We start from the raw sequence: 17,471 nt of genomic DNA on the forward strand, positions 1-17,471 counted from the left end.
TAACCGGTGGACGCATGGGGCATTCTCTAGGCGTGCCCGGAGGAGAGCTGGAAGTGTCCCGGTCGCTGGTGATCCCGGCGGCCGAGTTGAGCGAGCGCTTCTCCCGCTCGTCCGGTCCCGGCGGCCAGGGCGTGAACACCGCCGACAGCCGCGTCGAGCTGTCCTTCGACGTCGCGCGCTCGCCGTCGATCCCCGAGCACCTGCGCGCCCGCATCCTCGACCGGCTGGCGAACCGCCTGGTCGACGGCGTGCTGACCATCGCGGCGAGCGAGTTCCGGGCGCAGCTGGCCAACCGCGAGGCGGCCAGGGAGCGCCTGGCCGCGCTGCTGCGGCAGGCCGCCGCGCCGCCTCCGCCGCAGCGCAGGCCGACCAAGCCGAGCCGCGGCGCGCGGGAACGGCGGCTGGAGTCGAAGAAGCGCCGCTCGGCGACCAAGCAGACGCGCAGGCGGCCCGACCTCAGCTGAGCCGGTAGCGGCGCTCCGGGCGTCCGGTCGCGCCGTAGCGCAGGCGGACGTGGGCGCGGCCGGTCGCCACGAAGTGCTCCAGGTAGCGCCGAGCACTGACCCGCGACAGGTGCGCCGCCGCCGCGCACTCCGCCGCCGACATCTCGCCCTCGCGCAGCGTGCTGGCCACGAGCTCCGCGGTCTGCTCGGTCAGCCCCTTGGGCAGCCCGGCCCCGGCCCTCGGCCGCGCGCCGAACACCTCGTCCACATCGGACTGTCCTGCGCTGCCGAGCGCGGTGAGTCTGGTGTGGAGGGTGGCGAAGTGTTGGAGCTGGTCGTGCAGCGCGGAATAGGTGAACGGCTTGATGAGGTAGTGCAGCGCCCCGCCGCGCATGGCGCCGCGGACGGTGTCGACGTCGGTGGCCGCGGTGATCACGATGACGTCCGGGTCGACCGCGCCGTTGCGCAGGGCGCGCAGCACGTCGAGGCCGGGCATGTCGGGCAGGTAGATGTCGAGGAGCACCAGGTCGGGCGCGAGCTCGTCGACCAGGCGCACGGCGTCCGCCCCGGTGTGCGCGGTGCCGACGACGGCGAACCCGGGCGTGCGGGCGACGTAGCCGCTGTGCACCCGGGCGACCATGAAGTCGTCGTCGACGACGAGGACCGTGATCACGGCTTCATCCGGGCGGTGAACACCGCGCCGTTGTCGTTGTGCACCTCGACCGAGCCCTGCCTGCGCACGCACGTCTGCCGGGTGATGGCCAGGCCGAGCCCGCGCCCGCCGCCGTCCTCCGCGGCCTTGGTGGTGAACCCGTGCCGGAACACCTCCTCGGCGATCTCCGGGGCCACCCCGGGGCCGGAGTCGCGCACGACCACCCGCACCTCGTCGTCGCGGTGGGTCAGGCACACCTCGATCCAGCCCTGCTTGCCGCGCAGGGCGTCCAGCGCGTTGTCGACGAGGTTGCCGAGCACGGTGACGAGGTCGGCGGACAGGTGCTCGTCGATCAGGCCGAGGTCGCTGTCGGGGTCGAGCCGCAGCCCGACGCCCTGCTCGGCGGCGAGGCTGGCCTTGGCCACCAGCAGCGCGGCCACCGCGGGGTCGCCGACCCGCTCGGCGACCTCGCCCTGCCAGGCACGCTGGTGGTGGCTGACCCGGTCGACGTAGCGGCGCAGCTCGTCGTGGTCGCCCAGCTCGATGAGCCCGGCGATGGTGTGCAGGCGGTTGGAGAACTCGTGCGCCTGCGCCCGGAGGGTGTCGGCAGTGGACCGGTTGGCGTCGAGCGCGTTCTGCAGCGCCACGATCTCGGTGCGGTCGCGGAGCGTGACGACCGCGCCCGCCGGAGCGATGGGCACCCGGTTCATGACGAGCACCCTGCCCTTGCGCAGGACGATCTGGTCGGCGCCCTCGGCGCGCCCGGTGAGCACGTCGGCGAGGCGGTCGTTGAAGCCCAGCTCGGTGACGGGCACGCCGTCGGTGCGCTCCGGCAGCGAGAGCAGGCGGCGGGCCTGGTCGTTGACCAGCGTGATCCGGTCCTGGCCGTCGAGGCCGACGACGCCCTCCCTGATGCCGTGCAGCATCGCCTCCCGGTGCTCGACCAGCCCGGCGATCTCGGCGGGCTCCATGCCGAGCGTCTGCCGCTTGACCCGCCGCGCGACCAGCAGCGACCCGCCGACCCCGAGCACGGTGGCCGCGGCGAGGATCAGCAGCGCCTCCGACGGCGAGTGCACGATCCCGGCGAACAGGTGGGGCAGGTCCACGCCGGCGGCGACGATCCCGATGATCTCGCCGCGGTCGCCGATCACCGGGACGTGCGCCACCAGCTCGTCGCCGACCTCGCCGACCCAGGACCGCCCGGCGGCGACCGTGCTCTCGCCGACCGGCATCGGCTCGCCCACCTGGTCGGGGTCGGGCGAGGTGAGCACCCGGGTGTCCGGCAGCGCGATGCGCACCGACCCGGCCCCCGAGAGGCTCCGCGCGCTCTCGGCGAACGGCGGCAGCTGGTGGTAGCGCAGCGGGTCGGCGAGCGCGGCCCGCACCCCGGCCGTCGCAGCGACGTCCTCGGCGACGGAGAGCATCCGCCTGCCCTGGACGTCGCCGAACGCCTCGGTGGACTGCACCGCGGAGAAGACGGCGACGGCCCCGAGCAGGGCGGCCACGACCGCGAACTGCCACCCCAGCAGCTGGCGCGCCAACGAACCCCGTCCGGACATGGCAGACAGTGTGCCCCGCCGAGACGCGCTCGGCGCCGCCCGGCGGATGAACACAACGACCACAACGATCGGAACGCGCGCAAGCGCGACAACGCCGTCACACCGGGGCAACATCTCGCCGCGCGAGTCGAAGGAGGTTCGGGTGGTCAGGAAGCTTGTCGCCGCCGCGGCGGGACTGGCGGCGGTGCTGCTGGTCCCGCCGCTGGTCGGGTCCGGCGGGGACGCCGATGTCGGGGAGCGGGTCCGCGGCCTGCGGGTGCTGGTGCCGAACTCGCCGGGCGGCGGGTACGACGTCACCGCCCGCACGGCGGCCAAGGCGATGGAGGACGCCGGGCTCGCCAGCGCGGTCGAGGTGTTCAACCTGCCGGGCGCGGGCGGCACCGTCGGCCTGGGGCGGCTGGTCAACGAGCGGGGCAACGGGAAGCTCGTCATGTCGATGGGGCTGGGCGTGGTCGGCAGCGTCTACACCAACAAGTCGCCGTCGTCGCTGGCCGACACCACGCCGATCGCGAAGCTCATCGAGGAGCCCGACATCGTCGTCGTCGGGAAGGACTCGCCCTACCGGGACATCGCGGGCCTGCTCACGGCGTGGAAGGCGGACCCCGGCGGGGTGCCGGTCGGCGGGGGCTCGTCGCCCGGCGGACCCGACCACCTCGCCCCGATGCTGATGGCCAAGGCGGCCGGACTCGCGCCCAGGTCGGTCAACTACGTGCCCTTCGACGGCGGCGGCGAGCTGCTGGCCTCCGTGCTCGGCGGCAAGGTCGCCTTCGGCGTCTCCGGGGTCGGCGAGTACCGCGACCAGATCCAGGCGGGCGAGCTGCGGGTCCTCGCCGTGACCGGCCCCGAGCGCATCGCCGGGATCGACGCGCCCACCCTGCGCGAGGCGGGCCTGGACGTGTCCTTCACCAACTGGCGGGGCATCGTCGCCCCGCCCGGGATCTCCGACACCGACCGCGAGCGGCTCATCGCCGCGTTCGCCCGGCTGCACTCCTCGCCGCAGTGGCGCGACGCGCTGGCCCGCAACGGCTGGACCGACGCCTTCCAGGCCGGTCCGGGGTTCGGGGAGTTCCTGGCCGGGGAGAACCGCCGCGTCGCCGAGGTGCTGAAGGAGTTGGGGCTGGCATGACGTGGTTGCGTGAGCGGTCCGAGCTGGGCGTGTGCGCGGTGCTGGCGGTCCTCGGCGCCCTGGTGCTCGTCGACGCCCTCACCATCCCCACCGACTTCGCCACGCGCGGGCCCATCGGGCCGAAGGCGGTGCCGGTGCTCGTCGGGGCCGCGCTGCTGGTCGTGGCCGTCGTGCTGGCCCGCGACGTGCTGCGCGGCGGGCGGGGCGCGGCCGAGGGCGGCGAGGACGTCGACCTGAGCGCGCCCGGCGACTGGCGGACGGTCCTGCTGCTGTGCGGGGCGTTCCTGGCCGCCACCGCGCTCATCGGGACCGCCGGGTTCCCGGTCGCGGGCTTCGTCCTGTTCTGGGGAGCCGCGTACGCGCTCGGCAGCCGGGGGCACGTCCGCGACCCGCTGATCGCGGCCGCCGTGTCGGTGCTGACCTACGTCGTGTTCGACGTCCTGCTCGGGGTGCCGCTCCCCGGCGGCCCGCTGATGGGAGTGCTCTAGATGGACCAACTCTGGGACGGGTTCGCCACCGCGCTGACCCCCACCCACCTGCTGCTCGCCGCCGTCGGCGTCATCCTGGGCACGGCCATCGGCGTGCTGCCCGGCATCGGCCCGGCCATGGCCGTCGCGCTGCTGCTGCCGGTCACCTACGGGCTGGAGCCCACCGGGGCGTTCATCATGTTCGCGGGCATCTACTACGGCGGCATGTTCGGCGGCTCCACCACGTCCATCCTGCTCAACACCCCCGGCGAGAGCGCGGCGGTGGTGGCCGCGATCGACGGCAACCCGATGGCCAGGTCCGGCCGGGGCGCGCAGGCGCTGGCCGCGGCGGCCATCGGGCACTTCGTCGGCGGCATGGTCGGCACCACCCTGCTGGTCGTGCTGGCGCCCACGGTGGCGGGCCTGGCCGTCGGCCTCGGCGCGCCGGACTTCTTCGCGATCATGGTGCTGGCCTTCGCCGCGGTGACGACGGTGCTCGGCGACTCGCGGGTGCGCGGCGTCGCCTCGCTGCTGATCGGGCTGACGATCGGCCTGATCGGCCTGGACGAGATGACCGGCCAGCAGCGGCTGACCTTCGGCTCGCTCGAACTGGCCGACGGCATCGACGTCGTGATCGTCGCCGTCGGGCTCTTCGCGGTCGGCGAGTCGCTGTGGGTCGCCGCGCACCTGCGCCGCAACCCGGCCCGGCCGATCCCGGTGGGCACGCCCTGGCTCGGCCGCGCCGACCTGCGGCGGGCGTGGAAGCCGTGGCTGCGCGGACCGCTGATCGGGTTCCCGTTCGGCGCGCTGCCCGCTGGCGGGGCCGAGATCCCGACCTTCCTGTCCTACGCGACGGAGAAGCGGCTGTCCAAGCACCGCGACGAGTTCGGCAAGGGCGCCATCGAGGGCGTCGCCGGGCCGGAGGCGACCGCGAGCGCGTCCGCGGCGGGCACGCTGGTGTCGATGCTCACCCTCGGCCTGCCGACCACGGCGGTCGCCGCGGTCATGCTGGCGGCGTTCCAGCAGTACGGCATCCAGCCCGGCCCGCTGCTGTTTGAGCGCGAGTCGACCCTGGTGTGGGGCCTGATCGCCAGCCTGTTCGTCGGGACGGTGCTGCTGCTGGTGCTGAACCTGCCGCTGGCGCCGCTGTGGGCCAGGATGCTGCGCATCCCCCGGCCGTACCTGTACGCGGGGATCCTGTTCTTCGCGATGGTCGGCGCGTACGCCGTCAGCGGGCAGGCCGCCGACCTGCTGGTGCTGTTCGCCATCGGGGTCATCGGGCTGGTCATGCGCCGCTACGGCCTGCCGGTGCTGCCCGCCATCCTCGGCGTCATCCTCGGCCCGGCCGCCGAGCTGCAGATGCGTCGCGCGCTGCAGCTCTCGGACGGCGCGCTGACCGGCCTGGTGAACACGACGTTCTCCATCACCGTGTACGCGGTCGTCGCGCTCCTCGTGCTGTGGCCCCTGGTGCGCAAAGCGCGCTCACGGACCTGACGAGGCGTGGACTGGTCGCCGCGCCGGAGCTCGACCGGGCGCGGCGGCCACGTGCCCATCGCCAGGCCGCGCGAGCGCGCTCGGCTGAGTCGCGTCGCGAAGGCCACCCCGCCGGTCGCGGGGTGGCCTTGTCGGCATTGCGAGGGAGTCCCGGCGCCGCGGAGGGCGCCGGGGCCTTGCGTCAACGGCGGTAGTCGTCGTACCCGTCGTCGTCGTATTCGTCGGACTCGATTCGCTCGAAGTCGGAGCCGTCGCCTGGCTTGTCGCCCGACAGCTCGCGCTGCAGGGCGTCCAAGTCCATTCGATGGCTGCTGTACTTGAGCTCCCGGGCCACCTTCGTCTGCTTGGCCTTGGCTCGGCCGCGCCCCATGGCTCGACCCCCTCGCACAGGTGACGGGGCGGCCGGGGGAATCGGCGGCCCCGTAGATGTCGACAGTTGATTCCTGCTAACTACCGTACCGTGCCGAAGGGGTTCGATGCGACGCGGCTCGGTGTGCAGAACCCGACACCCCCGGACCGCCCGCCCTGGCGGGGCCCGGCGACCGGTTCATGACACGATGTGCGGGTGCCTCGACCGTTCGTCGCCTACCTGCGGGTGTACGAACCCTTGTCAGCTTTCCCGCCCGCGTCCCGTGATCGACTCCGGCACATGGCGGAGAACTCGCCGCTGGACCGGGCCGACGTGGGCGTCCACGAGCAGCTGATGTGGCTGAAGTCACAAGAGGTGGGCGCGGCCACGCGGCTGCCGGGCGAGCGCCCCGACGGCTCCCCGCTGCCCACCCGCGACGTCATGGCCGTGCGCGCCGAGTCGGGCGAGCTGCTGGTCTGCCCGCTCGACCTGCGCGCCCGCTCGGCCGCGGCGGTCGTGGGCTTCCTCTCGACGGCGGCGAACCCGCTGCGCGAGGCCACCCTGGGCGAGTCGGCCGACCGCCTGCGGCACAAGGCGGGCACCGTCCTCGCCGACATGCCCGGCGGGGCCGTCCACGTCGTGTCGACCACCTGGACCGTGCCGCTGCCGTGGTTCGTCCTGGTGCAGCCGTCCGAGCGGGTGGTCACCGGCGAGGGCGCGACCCGCACGGTCTACTGGCTGATCCCCATGCGCACCGCCCGCAAGCGCGTCCAGCGCGCCTTCGAGCTGGCCGAGGCCACCTTCGGCGAGTCCGGCCCGACCAAGGTGCTCCAGGACACCGGGCGCTGGCTGGCGCACTTCCACGAGGACTCGATGGTCGAGCTCGACTACGGCGGCCTCGTCCAGCTCATGGCCGACGACGACATCGACGCCGACACCTCGGCCGAGGACGTCAACGCCATCCTCGACGCCATCGAGCAGCCCGACCCGGGCGCCGTCGCCGAGCGCTTCGAGCGCCTGCGCGAGTTCTGGAGCGAACTGGCAGTGCGCGAGCGGATGCAGTAGCTCAGGCCAGCCCGTCCAGCAGGCCCTCGCGCAGCCGGGCCGCGCCGACCGGGACGCCGCCGCCGAGGATGTCCCGCTCGGCCTTGTCGTCGAGCTCCGGGGCGTCGTAGCCCAGGGCGCGCAGGACGCCGACCAGGATCGGGGTGCGCGGGCGCGGGGCGCCGTCGTCGATCTTCATGGCCATCGCCGTGCCGTCGGGCAGGACCATGGCGTGCACGCCCTCCGCGCCGCCCTTGACCAGCAGGCCCGGGATGGCCTGCATCAGCTCCGTGTCGTCGCGGTGGGTGCCGCCGACGAGGTGGGCGTGGGTCCGCATCGCGTCGGCCACCCGGCTCTCCAGCGTGCCGTCGGCGGCCTTGATCAGCGCCGAGTAGCCCGTGGCCAGCCCGGTCAGGGTCAGCGCGAACAGCGGGGCCCCGCAGCCGTCGACGCCGATGGTGGCGATGTCCTCGCCGGTCATCTCGGTGACGGTCGCGGCGATGGCCAGCTGGGCGGGGTGCTCGGGGTCGAGGTAGCCGATGATGTCCCAGGCCTGCTGCACGCTCGTGGCCAGCATCATCGCGTGCTTGCCCGAGCAGTTCATCGCCGCGCGGCGCTTGCCGCCGCCCGCGGCGATGACCCGGTTGCGGGCGGCCTCGTCCATCGGCCAGTCGGGCGGGCAGCCCAGGTCGGCCTCGGTGAGCCCGGCCTTGGCGAGGATGCCCAGGACCTGCCGCACGTGCTCGGGCTCGCCGCTGTGCGACCCGCAGCCGACGGCCAGGTCGGCGTCGTCGGGCAGGTCGAGGCCCGTGCGGAGCAGGCCGAGCGCCTGGAGCGGCTTGTTGCACGAGCGGGTGAAGACCGGCTCGTTGACCTCGCCCAGCGCGAGGCGGACCGTGCCGTCGGGGGCCAGCACGACGACGGAGCCCCGGTGCACCGACTCGACGAAGCCGGACCGGAGCACCTCGACCAGGACGGGGTTCAGCGCGCCTCCCCCGGGTCGGTGCGGGCGCTCTCGGCGGCCAGCAGGTCGTCCACCGACGCGGTGCCCGTGCGGTACCGGCTCGCGATCTGCTCGTTGAGCAGGTCCATCACGACCTGGACCTCGCGGCGGCGGGTGGACACCGACGCCTCCTCGGCCTCGTACGTGCGCAGGGCCAGGGCCAGCCGCTCGTCCGGCAGGGAGGCGACGTCGGAGAGGTCGGCGTCGGAGACCAGCGCCTCGACGTGGCGGCGGTGCGCCTCGGCGCGCGATGGCTCCATGTTCTGGTGGCGGCCGGACCCCATCGCCGGGCCCACGGCGTTGTCGGCGAGGATCGATGCCAGCTGCGCGACGATGGACTCCGCGCCGCCGGTCTCCCGCCTGCGCAACTCGGCCCGCACGATGTCGATCCGGCCGTGCAGGAGTCTGCGCAGGTAGGACAGGTCGGTCTCCTCCTGGGCGGCGTCATCGCGGCGGGCGCGGACCTCGGCGAGGTCCAGGCGGTCCAGATCGGCGACGTAGTCCGGGGCCAGGACCCGGTCGATGCGCCTGCGCCCACCCGGGCGGACTTCGATCACCAGGCCATCCTCCGTCAAAGAGTGCTCGATCGCCAGATCATGCCGACGCGGACGGGCGGGCCGCCACCCCCAGCAGCGTCCGTGCCTCGTCCGGCGTAACCGGCGGGCGCTGCGCGATGCGGGCCAGACCGGACGCGCGGGCCACCAGTTGGGCGTTGTCCTTGACCCGCTCACCTCGGGCGTAGTTGACGGTGTCCTCCATCCCGACGCGGACGTGGCCGCCCGCGGACAGGGCGCCGAACAACACCGGGAGAGTGGCGCGGCCCACACCCGTGGCCGAGAAGGTGGCCCCCTCGGGGATCAGCCGCAGCGCGGCGGCGAGGGTCTCGGTGTCGCCCGCCATGCCGCCCGGCACGCCCATCACCAGGTCGACGTGGACGTGGCCGCCCGAGGGCAGCCCGTGCTTGTCGAGCAGCCGGTGCAGGGTGGTCAGCTGGCCGAGGTCGAAGATCTCGTACTCCGGCAGGATCCCGCGCTCCTGCATCCGCTTGTGCAGCTCGACGATGAACCCCCAGCGGTTCATGAACACGTCGTCGCCGAAGTTGACCGTGCCCATCGAGCACGACGCCGAGTCGGGCATGGCGTCGAGCACGCGCAGCCGGTCCTCCTCCGGGTCGGTCACCGAGCCGCCGGTGGAGAGCTGGACGATCAGGCTGGTCTGCTCGCGCACCGCGGCGACGGTGTCGGTCAGCCGCTTGATGTCCAGAGTCGGCCGGGCGTCGTCGTCGCGGATGTGGATGTGGATCATGGCGGCGCCGACGCGCTCGCAGTCGCGCGCCGTCTCCACCAGTTCCTCCAGGGTCACCGGGAGGTTGGGGACATCGGCCTTGCTGTGCTCCGCCCCGGTCGGGGCGACGGTGATGAGGGTGCCGGTCGACATGGCGCCGACCCTAGCCCCGCAACCCCTGCGCGGCCGCACGCCCCGCTCCGCCGATCTCGGCCGGGACCGAGTCCGGGTCGACGGCCGCGGCCGCCGCGCCCGCCGTCAGCGGGGTCGCCGGGTCCACCGACCGCTTGAGCAGGGCCAGCGCGACCGGGCCCAGCTCGTGGTGCTGCACGGCCGAGCCGACCCGGCCCACGACCCGCTCGCCCGCCAGCACGGGGGCGCCGGTCTCGGGCAGCTCGTCGGCCGCCCCGTCGAGGTGCAGCAGGACCATCCGGCGCGGCGGGCGGCCGATGTTGTGCACCTTCGACACCGTCTCCTGGCCGCGGTAGCAGCCCTTGGCCACGTGCGCGGCCGACGGCACCCACGACACCTCGTGCGGGATGGTCTTCTCGTCGGTGTCCACGCCCATCCTCGGCCGCAGGGCCTCGACCCGCAGCGCCTCGAACGCGAGGCTGCCCATCGGGCGGGCGCCCGCGTCGGTGATCCGGGCCCACCAGTCCGCCAGGTCGGCGCGGGGCACGAGCAGGTCGGCGGCGTCCGGGCCGGGCCACGGCATCCGCCGGACCACGACCCCGTCGCGCTCGGCGGAGGCGTACTGGCCCTCGGGCGCTGGCAGGCCCAGCCGGGCCAGCACCTGCGGCGCCTCCGGGCCGACGATGGTCAGCACGGCCTTCTCCGCCGTGGCGTCGCGGGGCTCGACCTTGGACCAGAAGCGCATCTGCTCCAGGTACTCCAGCAGCGGCACCCGGCCCCCGCGCGCGCCGACCGTGGAGGCGCCCGCCTCGGTGTCCAGCCACACCACGTCGTCGACGTGGGAGAGGACCATGTGCGCGTCGACGCGGCCCTGGCTGTCCAGGATCAGCGCCTCGCTGCCCGCGCCCGCGGGCAGGGCGGAGACGTGCTGGGAGATGACCAGGTGCAGCCACGACAGCCGCTCCACGCCGGGGACGGCGATCACCTCGCGGTGCGAGCGGTCGACCACGGCCGCCGACCGGGTCGCGGTGCGCTGCTCGGCGAACGGGTCGCCGAAGTGCCACGGCACCCCGGGGTCGGCGGTCTCCTCGGGCGGGGGCACCGCGCCGGGCACGGACAGGATGGGCGAGGTCACGGTGTCTCCCTGGTGCGGTCGGTCTCCCTGGTGCAGTCGCGGCAGGTGCCCGACAGCGCGAGGTGGGCGGCGTCCAGTACGAACCCGTGCGCGTCCCGCAGTGTTCCGCACAGCTGGTCCATGACCTCCCGGGGCGACTCGTCGACCCGGCCGCAGCGGTGGCAGACCAGGTGGACGTGCTCGTGCTCGTGCAGGGAGTAGGTGGGCGCGCCGTGGCCCAGGTGCGTGTGCCGGACCAGGCCGAGCTCTTCCAGCAGCTCCAGGGTCCGGTAGATCGTGGTGATGTTGACCGACGGCGTCGTCTCCTGCACGCGCTTGCACACCTGTTCCGGTGTCGCGTGCTCCAGCGCTTGCAGGGCGTCGAGCACCAGTTGCCGCTGCGGGGTCATCCGCATGCCACGCCGGTGCAGCGTGCTGCGCAGGTCGTCCACCCCGCCGATAGTAGGCCGAGCCCGCGCGTAGGGTGCTGGGCATGCGCCTGCTCGCCCTGCCGGACGGCACCACCGCCGACCCCGACGCCCCGCACATCCGGGTGGACGACCTCGGCCTCACCCGGGGCGACGGCGTGTTCGAGACCGTGCTCGTGGTCGACGGCAGGCCCCGCGAGCTGACCGCGCACCTGGACCGGCTGGAGCGCTCGGCCCGGATGCTCGACCTGCCCGTGCCCGCGCGCGACACGCTGGAGCGGCTGTTCGCCACGGTCGTGGCCGCGTGGCCGTCGCCGGGGGAGATGGCCGTGAAGGTGGTGTGCACCCGCGGCGCGGAGTACGGCGACGGCACGCCGACGGTGTTCGCCCTGGCGTTCTCCATCGAGCCGCACACGGTCGAGCGGCGGCGGCGCGGCGCGTCCGTCGTGGTGCTGGACCGCGGGTTCGACCCGGAGGTCGTGGAGCGCGCGCCGTGGCTGCTCCTGGGCGCGAAGACCCTGTCGTACGCGGTGAACATGGCCGCCCAGCGGCACGCGGCCGCGCTCGGGGCCGACGAGGTGATCTTCCGCGCGGCCGACGGCTCGGTGCTGGAGGGCCCGACGTCGACGGTGGTCGTCGCCGAGGGCCGCACCCTGCGCACCCCGCCCGCGAGCAGCGGCATCCTGCCCGGCACCACCCAGTCCGCGCTGTTCCGCGCCGCCGAGCGGGCAGGCTGGGCGACCAAGGTCGAGCCGCTGCGCGTCGGCGAGCTGGCCGAGGCCGACGGCGTGTTCCTGGTGTCGAGCATCCGCAAGATCGTGCGCGTGCACACGCTGGACGGCGTCGTCCTGCCGGACGCGACCGCGCTGTGGTCGGAGCTGACCGGCCTCTACGAGGCCGAGTACGCCTGAAGCCGCACCCGGACACCCGGCCGGGCCTGCGCCAGCGCGGGCAGCCGGTCCGGGGGCACCACCCCGACCACCGGATAGCCGCCGGTCGTCGGGTGGTCGGCCAGGAAGACCACCGGGCGCCCGCTCGCCGGGACCTGCACCGCGCCGGTCACCACGCCCTCGCTCGGCAGCTCGCGCCCGACGAGGTCCGGGGCGCGGGTCAGCGCCGGGCCGAGCAGGCGCAGGCCGACCCGGTTGCTCTCCGGCGACACCGACCACTCCGCCGCCGCGAGCTGGGCGGCCGGGTCGGTGAACCAGTCGTCCCTCGGGCCGAGCAGCACGGGCACCGTCAGCCGGTCGCCCGCCGACAGCGGGGCCACCACGTCCGCCCCGACCGGGGGCCCGGTCACCGGGCCGAGCGGCAGGACATCGCCGGCCCGCAGCGGAGCCGGGCCGATCCCGGACAGCACGTCCGTCGACCGCGACCCCAGCTGTTCGGGCACCGCCAGGCCGCCGGAGACGGCCAGGTAGACGCGCAGACCGGACAGCGGCGTCCCCACCGCCACCTCCTGGCCTGCGCGCAGGTGCACGGGGGTGTGCGAGCCCGCGTCCCGGCCGTCCACCGACACCGGAGCCGCCGGGCCCGTCACCGCCACCGTGCACGACGCGCTCGCGCGCAGCAGCAGGCCGCCCAGGACGCACTCCACGCCCGCGGCGCCCTCCGGGTTGCCGACGAGCCGGTTCGCCAGGCGCAGGGACGGCGGGTCCAGCGCGCCCGACGGCGGCACCCCCAGGTGCGCGTTGCCGGGCCTGCCGAGGTCCTGGACCAGGGCGAGCGGGCCGGTGGCGAGCACGGTCACGGCGCGCATGACACCGCCGCGAAGCGGACGCGCAGGCCGGGGGCCAGCAGGGCGGGCGGGTCGCGGTCGGCGTCGAACAGGGCGGGCGCGTCGTCGGCCAGCCTGCCCAGCAGCCGCCACCCGCCCGGGGACGGGCGCGGGTACACCCCGGTGAACTCGCCCGCGACGCCGATCGCGCCCGAGGGCACGCGGGTGCGGGGCGAGTCGAGGCGGGGCTGGCGCAGCGGGGCAGGCAGCCCGGTCAGGTAGCCGAAGCCGGGGGCGAACCCGGTGAACGCCACCGTGTACTCCGCGCCCGCGTGCAGCGCGATCACCTCGTCCACCGACACGTCCGCCGTCGCCGCCACCAGCTCAAGGTCGGGACCGTCGTACACGGCGGGCAGGACGACGGTCTCGCCGGACGGCGGCGGCGCGGCCGAGAGATCGGCAGCGCTCAGCACGTCGGCCAGCTCGCGGGGGACGTCGGCGGCGAAGGTGACCAGCACGGTCCGGGCGGCCGGGACGAGGTCCACCACGCCGGGCAGACCCGCGAGCACGGCCCGGGCGGCGCTCACCTCGGTCAGCGAGTCCAGCTCCACCAGGACCGCGTGCGCGCCGCAGCGCCGCAGACGCACCGGCCGACGACCTAGCCGACGACGCGGCGCAGGTACGCCGAGGTGTGCGGCTGCATCGGCTGGCCCACCATGGCCCGCTCCTCGACGTAGGCGAGGTCGCCGTTGTTCACCAGGCCGTACAGCCGCTTGGCCGCGTTGACCTCCTTGGCGCTCGCCGTGCGCCCGACCAGGTCGGTGGCCAGCTCCCAGGACGTGGAGTTGCGCGGCTTGCCGTAGAAGATCTCCACCACGCCGGTCGCGTGCGAGAGCAGCAGCTCGATCGTGTCGTCCGCCATGATGCGCCACCAGCCGGACTCGCGCGCGGCCGGGCGGATGACCCTGCCGTCGTCGTCGAGCAGCCAGGTCCGGGACTCGTAGGCCAGGAACGGGCGGCCGTCGTGGGCGAAGGTGAGCTGCTGGCCGAACTTCACCGGCCCGTCGATGGTCGGGTAGACGACCTCGCCCTCGCCGCGCCACACGCCGACCAGCGGCAGCAGGCCCAGGAGGTCGTCGTGCAGGGCAGGGCCCTCGCGCAGGTTCGCGGTGTCGGCCGGGATCGGCAGGTCGTCGAACTGCGGCAGGTTGCGGTGCCGGGTCTGCTCGGCCCGCTCGGCGGCCGCCTGGATCGCGGCGTCGCCACTGCCGGGGATGGGGCCGTCGGTCATCCGCGCTGGTCGCTGAACAGCCGGTACACCACGTACGCGGCGAACCACACGGTCGCGATGCCCACCAGCACGAGAAGGCCCGTGAAGAAGATTTCCACGAAGGCAGAGGATAGTCCCCGGGAAGGCGGGCGGCCGGGCGGGCGTGGCGCAAAGCACGAGAGCCCCCAGGTGGTCCCTGGGGGCTCTCGCGGAAGAAGCGTCAGGCCACGGCGATGGCGACCGGGTGCACGCCCGGGCCGTCGGCGGACACGGTGGCCTCGCCGTTGCCGTCGCGGTGCAGGGCGCGCACGGTCCAGCTGCCGGGGGCCGCGTAGAACCGGAACACGCCGTCGGGCGAGGAGACGACCTCGGCGGTGAACTCGCCGGAGGCGTCCAGCAGCCGCACGAACGCGCCGCCGACCGGCGTGCCCGCGCTGGTCACGGTGCCGTCCAGCACGATCTCCTTGCCGGGGTCGACGTTGGCCGGAAGGGCCGCGGTCTGCTCGGGGGCTCCGCAGGAACTCATGTCTCGTCCTCTCAGCTGCCGGTCTCGACGGGCACGCCCACGAGCGAGCCGTACTCGGTCCACGAACCGTCGTAGTTCTTCACGTCCTCGTACCCGAGCAGCTCCCGCAGCACGAACCAGGTGTGCGAGGAGCGCTCGCCGATGCGGCAGTAGGCGATGGTGGCCTTGCCCTCGTCGAGGCCCGCGTCCTTGTAGAGCTCGCGCAGCTCGTCGTCGGAGCGGAAGGTGCCGTCCTCGTTGGCCGCCTTGCTCCACGGCACGTTGATCGCGCTCGGGATGTGGCCCTTGACCTGCGCCTGCTCCTGCGGCAGGTGCGCGGGGGCGGCGAGCTTGCCGGAGAACTCGTCGGGCGAGCGCACGTCCACCAGGTTCTTGGTGTTGATCGCGTCGACGACCTCGTCGCGGAAGGCGCGCAGCGCCTTGTCCTGCGGCTTGGCCGAGTAGCTCGTCTCCGGGCGGGAGGGCACCTCGGTGTCCAGCGGGCGCCCGTCGAGCTCCCACTTCTTGCGGCCGCCGTCGAGCAGCTTGACGTCCTGGTGGCCGTAGAGCTTGAAGTACCAGTAGGCGTACGCGGCGAACCAGTTGTTGTTGCCGCCGTAGAGGATCACGGTGTCGTCGTTGCCGATGCCGCGCGCGGACAGCAGCTTCTCGAAGCCCGCCTGGTCGACGAAGTCGCGGCGGACCGGGTCCTGCAGGTCCTTCTTCCAGTCGACCTTGACCGCGCCGGGGATGTGGCCCGCGTCGTAGGCGCTGGCGTCCTCATCGACCTCGACGAACACCACCCCGGGCGCGGTGAGGTTCTCCTCTGCCCACGCGGCAGAAACAAGCACGTCTTCGCGGCTCATCGGGCGGTTCCCACTTCCTTGTTAGAGAGACGGTTGATCAACAGGTACACCTGGCAGCCGAGGCAGAAGCCGAAGGCGGCGTTGAGGAAGGCGGCGGCCAGCGCCAGCGCGGTGGCCGCCATGCCGAGCACGGGGGCGCCCAGCGCGTAGCCGAGGGTCCCGGCCAGCGCGAACGCCAGGCCCACGCCCTGGGCGAAGCGCAGCGGCGCCTCGTCCTCGCGCTCCTCGGTCGGCCGGAGCCGGGGCGCGACGACGGCCCGGAACACCGGCGTCCACGGCGAGAAGCGCGGTCCGAGGATGGCGCCCACGGCGAAGACGGCGGCCTGCGCCGCGAGCAGCGGCCACCAGCCGGTGACAAGCACGGCCACCAGCACCGCGCTGGTGGCCCAGGCGGTGAAGCGGGGACCGCGCGGGTCTACGCCTGTGGGCATGGGGGGACCTCCTGACCGGGGGACGTGCGTACCGTGCGGCGTCAGGCCGCCATGGCGCGCTGTCCCCGACAAAGGCTGCTGTCGACGCGGCAGAAGTCCACCGCGCGCCGCCTGGTCAGGTACTTGGTCACGGCGGCGAGCCTACCGCCGTTCCTGGTGCTGGGAACGGCCCGTCCACAGGGTGGGACGGGCCAGCGCCGCGGGATCACCGCAGGTCGGACGCCTGCGCCGGAAGCCGCTCGCGCAGCGCCGCCAGCAGCTCGTCGCGGCGGGGCACGCCCGAGACCCGCAGGATCTCCGCGCCCGCCGGGTCGACCGCGACGGTCGTCGGGGTGCGCAGCACGGCCATCCGCCGGGCCAGCTCGGGGCGGTCGGTGAGGTCGATGTCGGCGTGCGCCAGACCGGGCGTGCGCTCGGCGAGGTCGGCCAGCAGCACGCGCGTGTGGCGGCAGGGCGCGCAGAACGTGGTGGAGAACTGGACCAGGGTGACCGCGGCCGCCGGGTCGAGCGCGGCCAGCACCTCGGCGGGCGGACCCGCCGCGTCCCGGCCAGCGGTGTCCCGGCCCGCCCTGACCCGGCCGGACCGCGCCTTGATCAACAGGCCCGCGGCCGCGGCGACCACGAGCGCGCCCAGCGCGACCAGCGCGCCCGTCATTGCTGGCCCAGCACGATGTCCTTCGCCGTGCCCTGCACGGCCAGCACGCCCGCCTCGACCTTGACCTCGGTCGGCGTGACGGCGAACGGCAGCTCGCCCGGGTCCAGCTCGACGGCGAACAGCGGCAGCACCTTCTTCTGGATGGCCGCGGGCAGCTCGGCGCTGCTGATCTTGTTCTTCAGCTCCATCCGCTTGGGCTGCACGGCGATGCCGCCGTTGTTGAGCGCGATCAGCGAGAACACGCACAGCTCGGTGTTCTGCCCGGCCACCGCCACCGTGCCGCACAGCTTGACGCCCGCGGTCTTGCCCGCGCGGTCGGCGATCTCGGCCTCGGTCTCGGTGACCTCGGCGTCCGGGTCGGCGACCAGCTCCTCGGCGGCGGGCGCGATCGTCAGGTTGGTGATGGAGGCCAGCACGGGCTGGGCGTTGGCCTGGATGGCCCGGTTCACGTCCGTGGCCTTGACCCGCAGCTGCCCGCGCACCTCGCGCACCGGCACCCCGGTCAGCGTGCCGCCGATGACGTCGGACAGCGGGGCCTGCACCCCGCGCAGCTCGGCGTGCACCTCGAGGTCGCGCAGGGTGTTCACCGGCACGCCCTGCGCGTCGACGGTCACCGACTCGTACTCGCCGGAGAAGGCCTGCAGCAGGAAGGAGAACCCGCCGATCTTCACCGCGGGGTGGTCGCGCAGGCCGAACTGCTGCTGCGCCTTCTTGGACACCTCGTGCTCGACGATCGCCGCCGCGCCGAAGTCGGCGGCCACCAGCAGACCGGCCAGCACGACCAGGGTCACCGCCGTGCGGCGCAGCGCCTTCGAGCGGCGCTTCCTCGGGGCGGCCTGGGGTGCCGGGTTGGTCATCGTGGTCATCCGCCGTCCTCTGTGCCTCGCCCACCGCGGTCGCACCCAGGGTAGTCACGGTTCGGCCGTCCGGTG

Annotated in this window: 22 protein-coding genes; 6 read left to right on the forward strand and 16 right to left on the reverse strand. The window is 74.1% G+C overall.

The annotated features are described in order from the left end of the window. Positions 1 to 32 precede the first annotated feature (32 nt). Positions 33 to 464 carry an alternative ribosome rescue aminoacyl-tRNA hydrolase ArfB gene (gene arfB, locus IEY98_RS05900; RefSeq protein WP_373292330.1) on the forward strand — a complete coding sequence of 144 codons (432 nt, stop codon included), beginning with the start codon at positions 33 to 35 and terminating at the stop codon, positions 462 to 464. On the opposite strand, the gene IEY98_RS05905 is transcribed toward arfB, so the two are convergent. Together IEY98_RS05905 and IEY98_RS05910 are read right to left on the reverse strand one after the other, a co-directional pair. Next, the gene (locus tag IEY98_RS05905; RefSeq protein WP_189209219.1) at positions 457 to 1,116 is read right to left on the reverse strand and encodes a response regulator; all 660 of its coding nucleotides are present in this window, start codon (positions 1,114 to 1,116) and stop codon (positions 457 to 459) included. The genes arfB and IEY98_RS05905 overlap by 8 nt on opposite strands. Then, the gene (locus IEY98_RS05910) at positions 1,113 to 2,654 is read right to left on the reverse strand and encodes a sensor histidine kinase (RefSeq protein WP_189209220.1); all 1,542 of its coding nucleotides are present in this window, start codon (positions 2,652 to 2,654) and stop codon (positions 1,113 to 1,115) included. The genes IEY98_RS05905 and IEY98_RS05910 overlap by 4 nt, the downstream gene beginning before the upstream one ends. 142 nt (positions 2,655 to 2,796) lie before the next feature. Between IEY98_RS05910 and IEY98_RS05915 the strand changes: the two genes are divergently transcribed. From IEY98_RS05915 to IEY98_RS05925, 3 genes are read left to right on the forward strand one after another with little or no spacing between them, the layout of a single operon-like run. Next, positions 2,797 to 3,780, forward strand: coding sequence for a Bug family tripartite tricarboxylate transporter substrate binding protein (locus IEY98_RS05915; RefSeq protein ID WP_229786622.1), 984 nt, complete (start codon positions 2,797 to 2,799; stop codon positions 3,778 to 3,780). Beyond that, positions 3,777 to 4,268, forward strand: coding sequence for a tripartite tricarboxylate transporter TctB family protein (locus IEY98_RS05920; protein WP_189209221.1), 492 nt, complete (start codon positions 3,777 to 3,779; stop codon positions 4,266 to 4,268). Before IEY98_RS05915 ends, IEY98_RS05920 begins: the two co-directional genes overlap by 4 nt. Beyond that, complete coding sequence (locus IEY98_RS05925) at positions 4,269 to 5,741, forward strand: tripartite tricarboxylate transporter permease (RefSeq protein ID WP_189209222.1); 1,473 nt, start codon at positions 4,269 to 4,271, stop codon at positions 5,739 to 5,741. A gap of 181 nt (positions 5,742 to 5,922) precedes the next feature. Here IEY98_RS05925 and IEY98_RS05930 read toward each other — a convergent pair whose 3' ends face one another. After that, positions 5,923 to 6,111 (reverse strand): DUF3073 domain-containing protein, encoded by a 189-nt coding sequence (locus IEY98_RS05930; protein ID WP_189209223.1) that lies wholly within the window; start codon positions 6,109 to 6,111, stop codon positions 5,923 to 5,925. 195 nt (positions 6,112 to 6,306) lie between these two features. Here IEY98_RS05930 and IEY98_RS05935 point away from each other — a divergent pair, with 195 nt between their 5' ends. Next, a complete protein-coding gene (locus IEY98_RS05935; protein ID WP_189209224.1) occupies positions 6,307 to 7,155 on the forward strand; it encodes a DUF8083 family protein in 849 nt (282 codons plus the stop codon). 1 nt (position 7,156) lies between these two features. Here IEY98_RS05935 and IEY98_RS05940 read toward each other — a convergent pair whose 3' ends face one another. Genes IEY98_RS05940 through IEY98_RS05960 form a run of 5 tightly spaced genes read right to left on the reverse strand, consistent with a single transcriptional unit; the run spans position 7,157 to position 11,083 of the window. Then, positions 7,157 to 8,098, reverse strand: coding sequence for an asparaginase (locus IEY98_RS05940; RefSeq protein WP_229786623.1), 942 nt, complete (start codon positions 8,096 to 8,098; stop codon positions 7,157 to 7,159). Positions 8,099 to 8,115: 17 nt separating this feature from the next. After that, the gene (locus IEY98_RS05945; RefSeq protein ID WP_189209225.1) at positions 8,116 to 8,694 is read right to left on the reverse strand and encodes an RsiG family protein; all 579 of its coding nucleotides are present in this window, start codon (positions 8,692 to 8,694) and stop codon (positions 8,116 to 8,118) included. Positions 8,695 to 8,731: 37 nt separating this feature from the next. Further along, a complete protein-coding gene (locus IEY98_RS05950) occupies positions 8,732 to 9,574 on the reverse strand; it encodes a beta-keto acid cleavage family enzyme (protein ID WP_189209226.1) in 843 nt (280 codons plus the stop codon). 10 nt (positions 9,575 to 9,584) lie between these two features. Further along, entirely contained in the window at positions 9,585 to 10,688 is a 1,104-nt protein-coding gene (gene ygfZ, locus IEY98_RS05955; RefSeq protein ID WP_229786624.1) for a CAF17-like 4Fe-4S cluster assembly/insertion protein YgfZ, read from the reverse strand. Continuing rightward, positions 10,685 to 11,083, reverse strand: a complete 399-nt coding sequence (locus IEY98_RS05960; RefSeq protein ID WP_189210085.1) for a Fur family transcriptional regulator — start codon at positions 11,081 to 11,083, stop codon at positions 10,685 to 10,687. The genes ygfZ and IEY98_RS05960 overlap by 4 nt, the downstream gene beginning before the upstream one ends. A 77-nt stretch (positions 11,084 to 11,160) precedes the next feature. Between IEY98_RS05960 and IEY98_RS05965 the strand changes: the two genes are divergently transcribed. After that, positions 11,161 to 12,006, forward strand: a complete 846-nt coding sequence (locus IEY98_RS05965) for an aminodeoxychorismate lyase (RefSeq protein WP_189209227.1) — start codon at positions 11,161 to 11,163, stop codon at positions 12,004 to 12,006. Here IEY98_RS05965 and IEY98_RS05970 read toward each other — a convergent pair. From IEY98_RS05970 to IEY98_RS06005, 8 genes are all read right to left on the reverse strand, one after another. Then, the gene (locus IEY98_RS05970) at positions 11,985 to 12,854 is read right to left on the reverse strand and encodes a 5-oxoprolinase subunit C family protein (protein WP_189209228.1); all 870 of its coding nucleotides are present in this window, start codon (positions 12,852 to 12,854) and stop codon (positions 11,985 to 11,987) included. The two genes, IEY98_RS05965 and IEY98_RS05970, sit on opposite strands and share 22 nt — an antisense overlap. Then, on the reverse strand, positions 12,842 to 13,459 hold the full coding sequence (locus IEY98_RS05975) for a 5-oxoprolinase subunit B family protein (protein WP_189209229.1): 618 nt from the start codon (positions 13,457 to 13,459) through the stop codon (positions 12,842 to 12,844). Before IEY98_RS05975 ends, IEY98_RS05970 begins: the two co-directional genes overlap by 13 nt. 11 nt (positions 13,460 to 13,470) lie before the next feature. Further along, positions 13,471 to 14,103: a heme-binding beta-barrel domain-containing protein gene (locus tag IEY98_RS05980; protein ID WP_189209230.1), complete on the reverse strand. Its 633-nt coding sequence runs from the start codon at positions 14,101 to 14,103 to the stop codon at positions 13,471 to 13,473. 199 nt (positions 14,104 to 14,302) lie between these two features. Next, positions 14,303 to 14,608, reverse strand: a complete 306-nt coding sequence (locus tag IEY98_RS05985) for a DUF1416 domain-containing protein (RefSeq protein WP_189209231.1) — start codon at positions 14,606 to 14,608, stop codon at positions 14,303 to 14,305. A gap of 11 nt (positions 14,609 to 14,619) precedes the next feature. Then, positions 14,620 to 15,453: a sulfurtransferase gene (locus IEY98_RS05990; protein WP_189209232.1), complete on the reverse strand. Its 834-nt coding sequence runs from the start codon at positions 15,451 to 15,453 to the stop codon at positions 14,620 to 14,622. Beyond that, positions 15,450 to 15,884 (reverse strand): DUF4395 domain-containing protein, encoded by a 435-nt coding sequence (locus tag IEY98_RS05995; protein ID WP_189209233.1) that lies wholly within the window; start codon positions 15,882 to 15,884, stop codon positions 15,450 to 15,452. The genes IEY98_RS05990 and IEY98_RS05995 overlap by 4 nt, the downstream gene beginning before the upstream one ends. Before the next feature lie 205 nt (positions 15,885 to 16,089). Next, positions 16,090 to 16,539: a TlpA family protein disulfide reductase gene (locus tag IEY98_RS06000; protein WP_189209234.1), complete on the reverse strand. Its 450-nt coding sequence runs from the start codon at positions 16,537 to 16,539 to the stop codon at positions 16,090 to 16,092. Continuing rightward, positions 16,536 to 17,405, reverse strand: a complete 870-nt coding sequence (locus tag IEY98_RS06005; RefSeq protein ID WP_189209235.1) for an LmeA family phospholipid-binding protein — start codon at positions 17,403 to 17,405, stop codon at positions 16,536 to 16,538. Before IEY98_RS06005 ends, IEY98_RS06000 begins: the two co-directional genes overlap by 4 nt. Positions 17,406 to 17,471: the final 66 nt, after the last annotated feature.

The sequence above is a fragment of the Actinokineospora fastidiosa genome (assembly GCF_014648415.1).
Lineage (GTDB): Bacteria > Actinomycetota > Actinomycetes > Mycobacteriales > Pseudonocardiaceae > Actinokineospora > Actinokineospora fastidiosa.

Coding starts and splice junctions, on each gene's coding strand:
- IEY98_RS05985 (WP_189209231.1), bottom strand. CDS start 14,608: ATGAGTTCCTGCGGAGCCCCCGAGCAGACCGCGGCCCTTCCGGCCAAC.
- IEY98_RS05925 (WP_189209222.1), top strand. CDS start 4,269: ATGGACCAACTCTGGGACGGGTTCGCCACCGCGCTGACCCCCACCCAC.
- IEY98_RS05990 (WP_189209232.1), bottom strand. CDS start 15,453: ATGAGCCGCGAAGACGTGCTTGTTTCTGCCGCGTGGGCAGAGGAGAAC.
- IEY98_RS05950 (WP_189209226.1), bottom strand. CDS start 9,574: ATGTCGACCGGCACCCTCATCACCGTCGCCCCGACCGGGGCGGAGCAC.
- IEY98_RS05910 (WP_189209220.1), bottom strand. CDS start 2,654: ATGTCCGGACGGGGTTCGTTGGCGCGCCAGCTGCTGGGGTGGCAGTTC.
- IEY98_RS05970 (WP_189209228.1), bottom strand. CDS start 12,854: ATGCGCGCCGTGACCGTGCTCGCCACCGGCCCGCTCGCCCTGGTCCAG.
- IEY98_RS05930 (WP_189209223.1), bottom strand. CDS start 6,111: ATGGGGCGCGGCCGAGCCAAGGCCAAGCAGACGAAGGTGGCCCGGGAG.
- IEY98_RS05965 (WP_189209227.1), top strand. CDS start 11,161: ATGCGCCTGCTCGCCCTGCCGGACGGCACCACCGCCGACCCCGACGCC.
- IEY98_RS06000 (WP_189209234.1), bottom strand. CDS start 16,539: ATGACGGGCGCGCTGGTCGCGCTGGGCGCGCTCGTGGTCGCCGCGGCC.
- IEY98_RS06005 (WP_189209235.1), bottom strand. CDS start 17,405: ATGACCACGATGACCAACCCGGCACCCCAGGCCGCCCCGAGGAAGCGC.
- IEY98_RS05995 (WP_189209233.1), bottom strand. CDS start 15,884: ATGCCCACAGGCGTAGACCCGCGCGGTCCCCGCTTCACCGCCTGGGCC.
- IEY98_RS05980 (WP_189209230.1), bottom strand. CDS start 14,103: ATGACCGACGGCCCCATCCCCGGCAGTGGCGACGCCGCGATCCAGGCG.
- IEY98_RS05960 (WP_189210085.1), bottom strand. CDS start 11,083: ATGCGGATGACCCCGCAGCGGCAACTGGTGCTCGACGCCCTGCAAGCG.
- IEY98_RS05920 (WP_189209221.1), top strand. CDS start 3,777: ATGACGTGGTTGCGTGAGCGGTCCGAGCTGGGCGTGTGCGCGGTGCTG.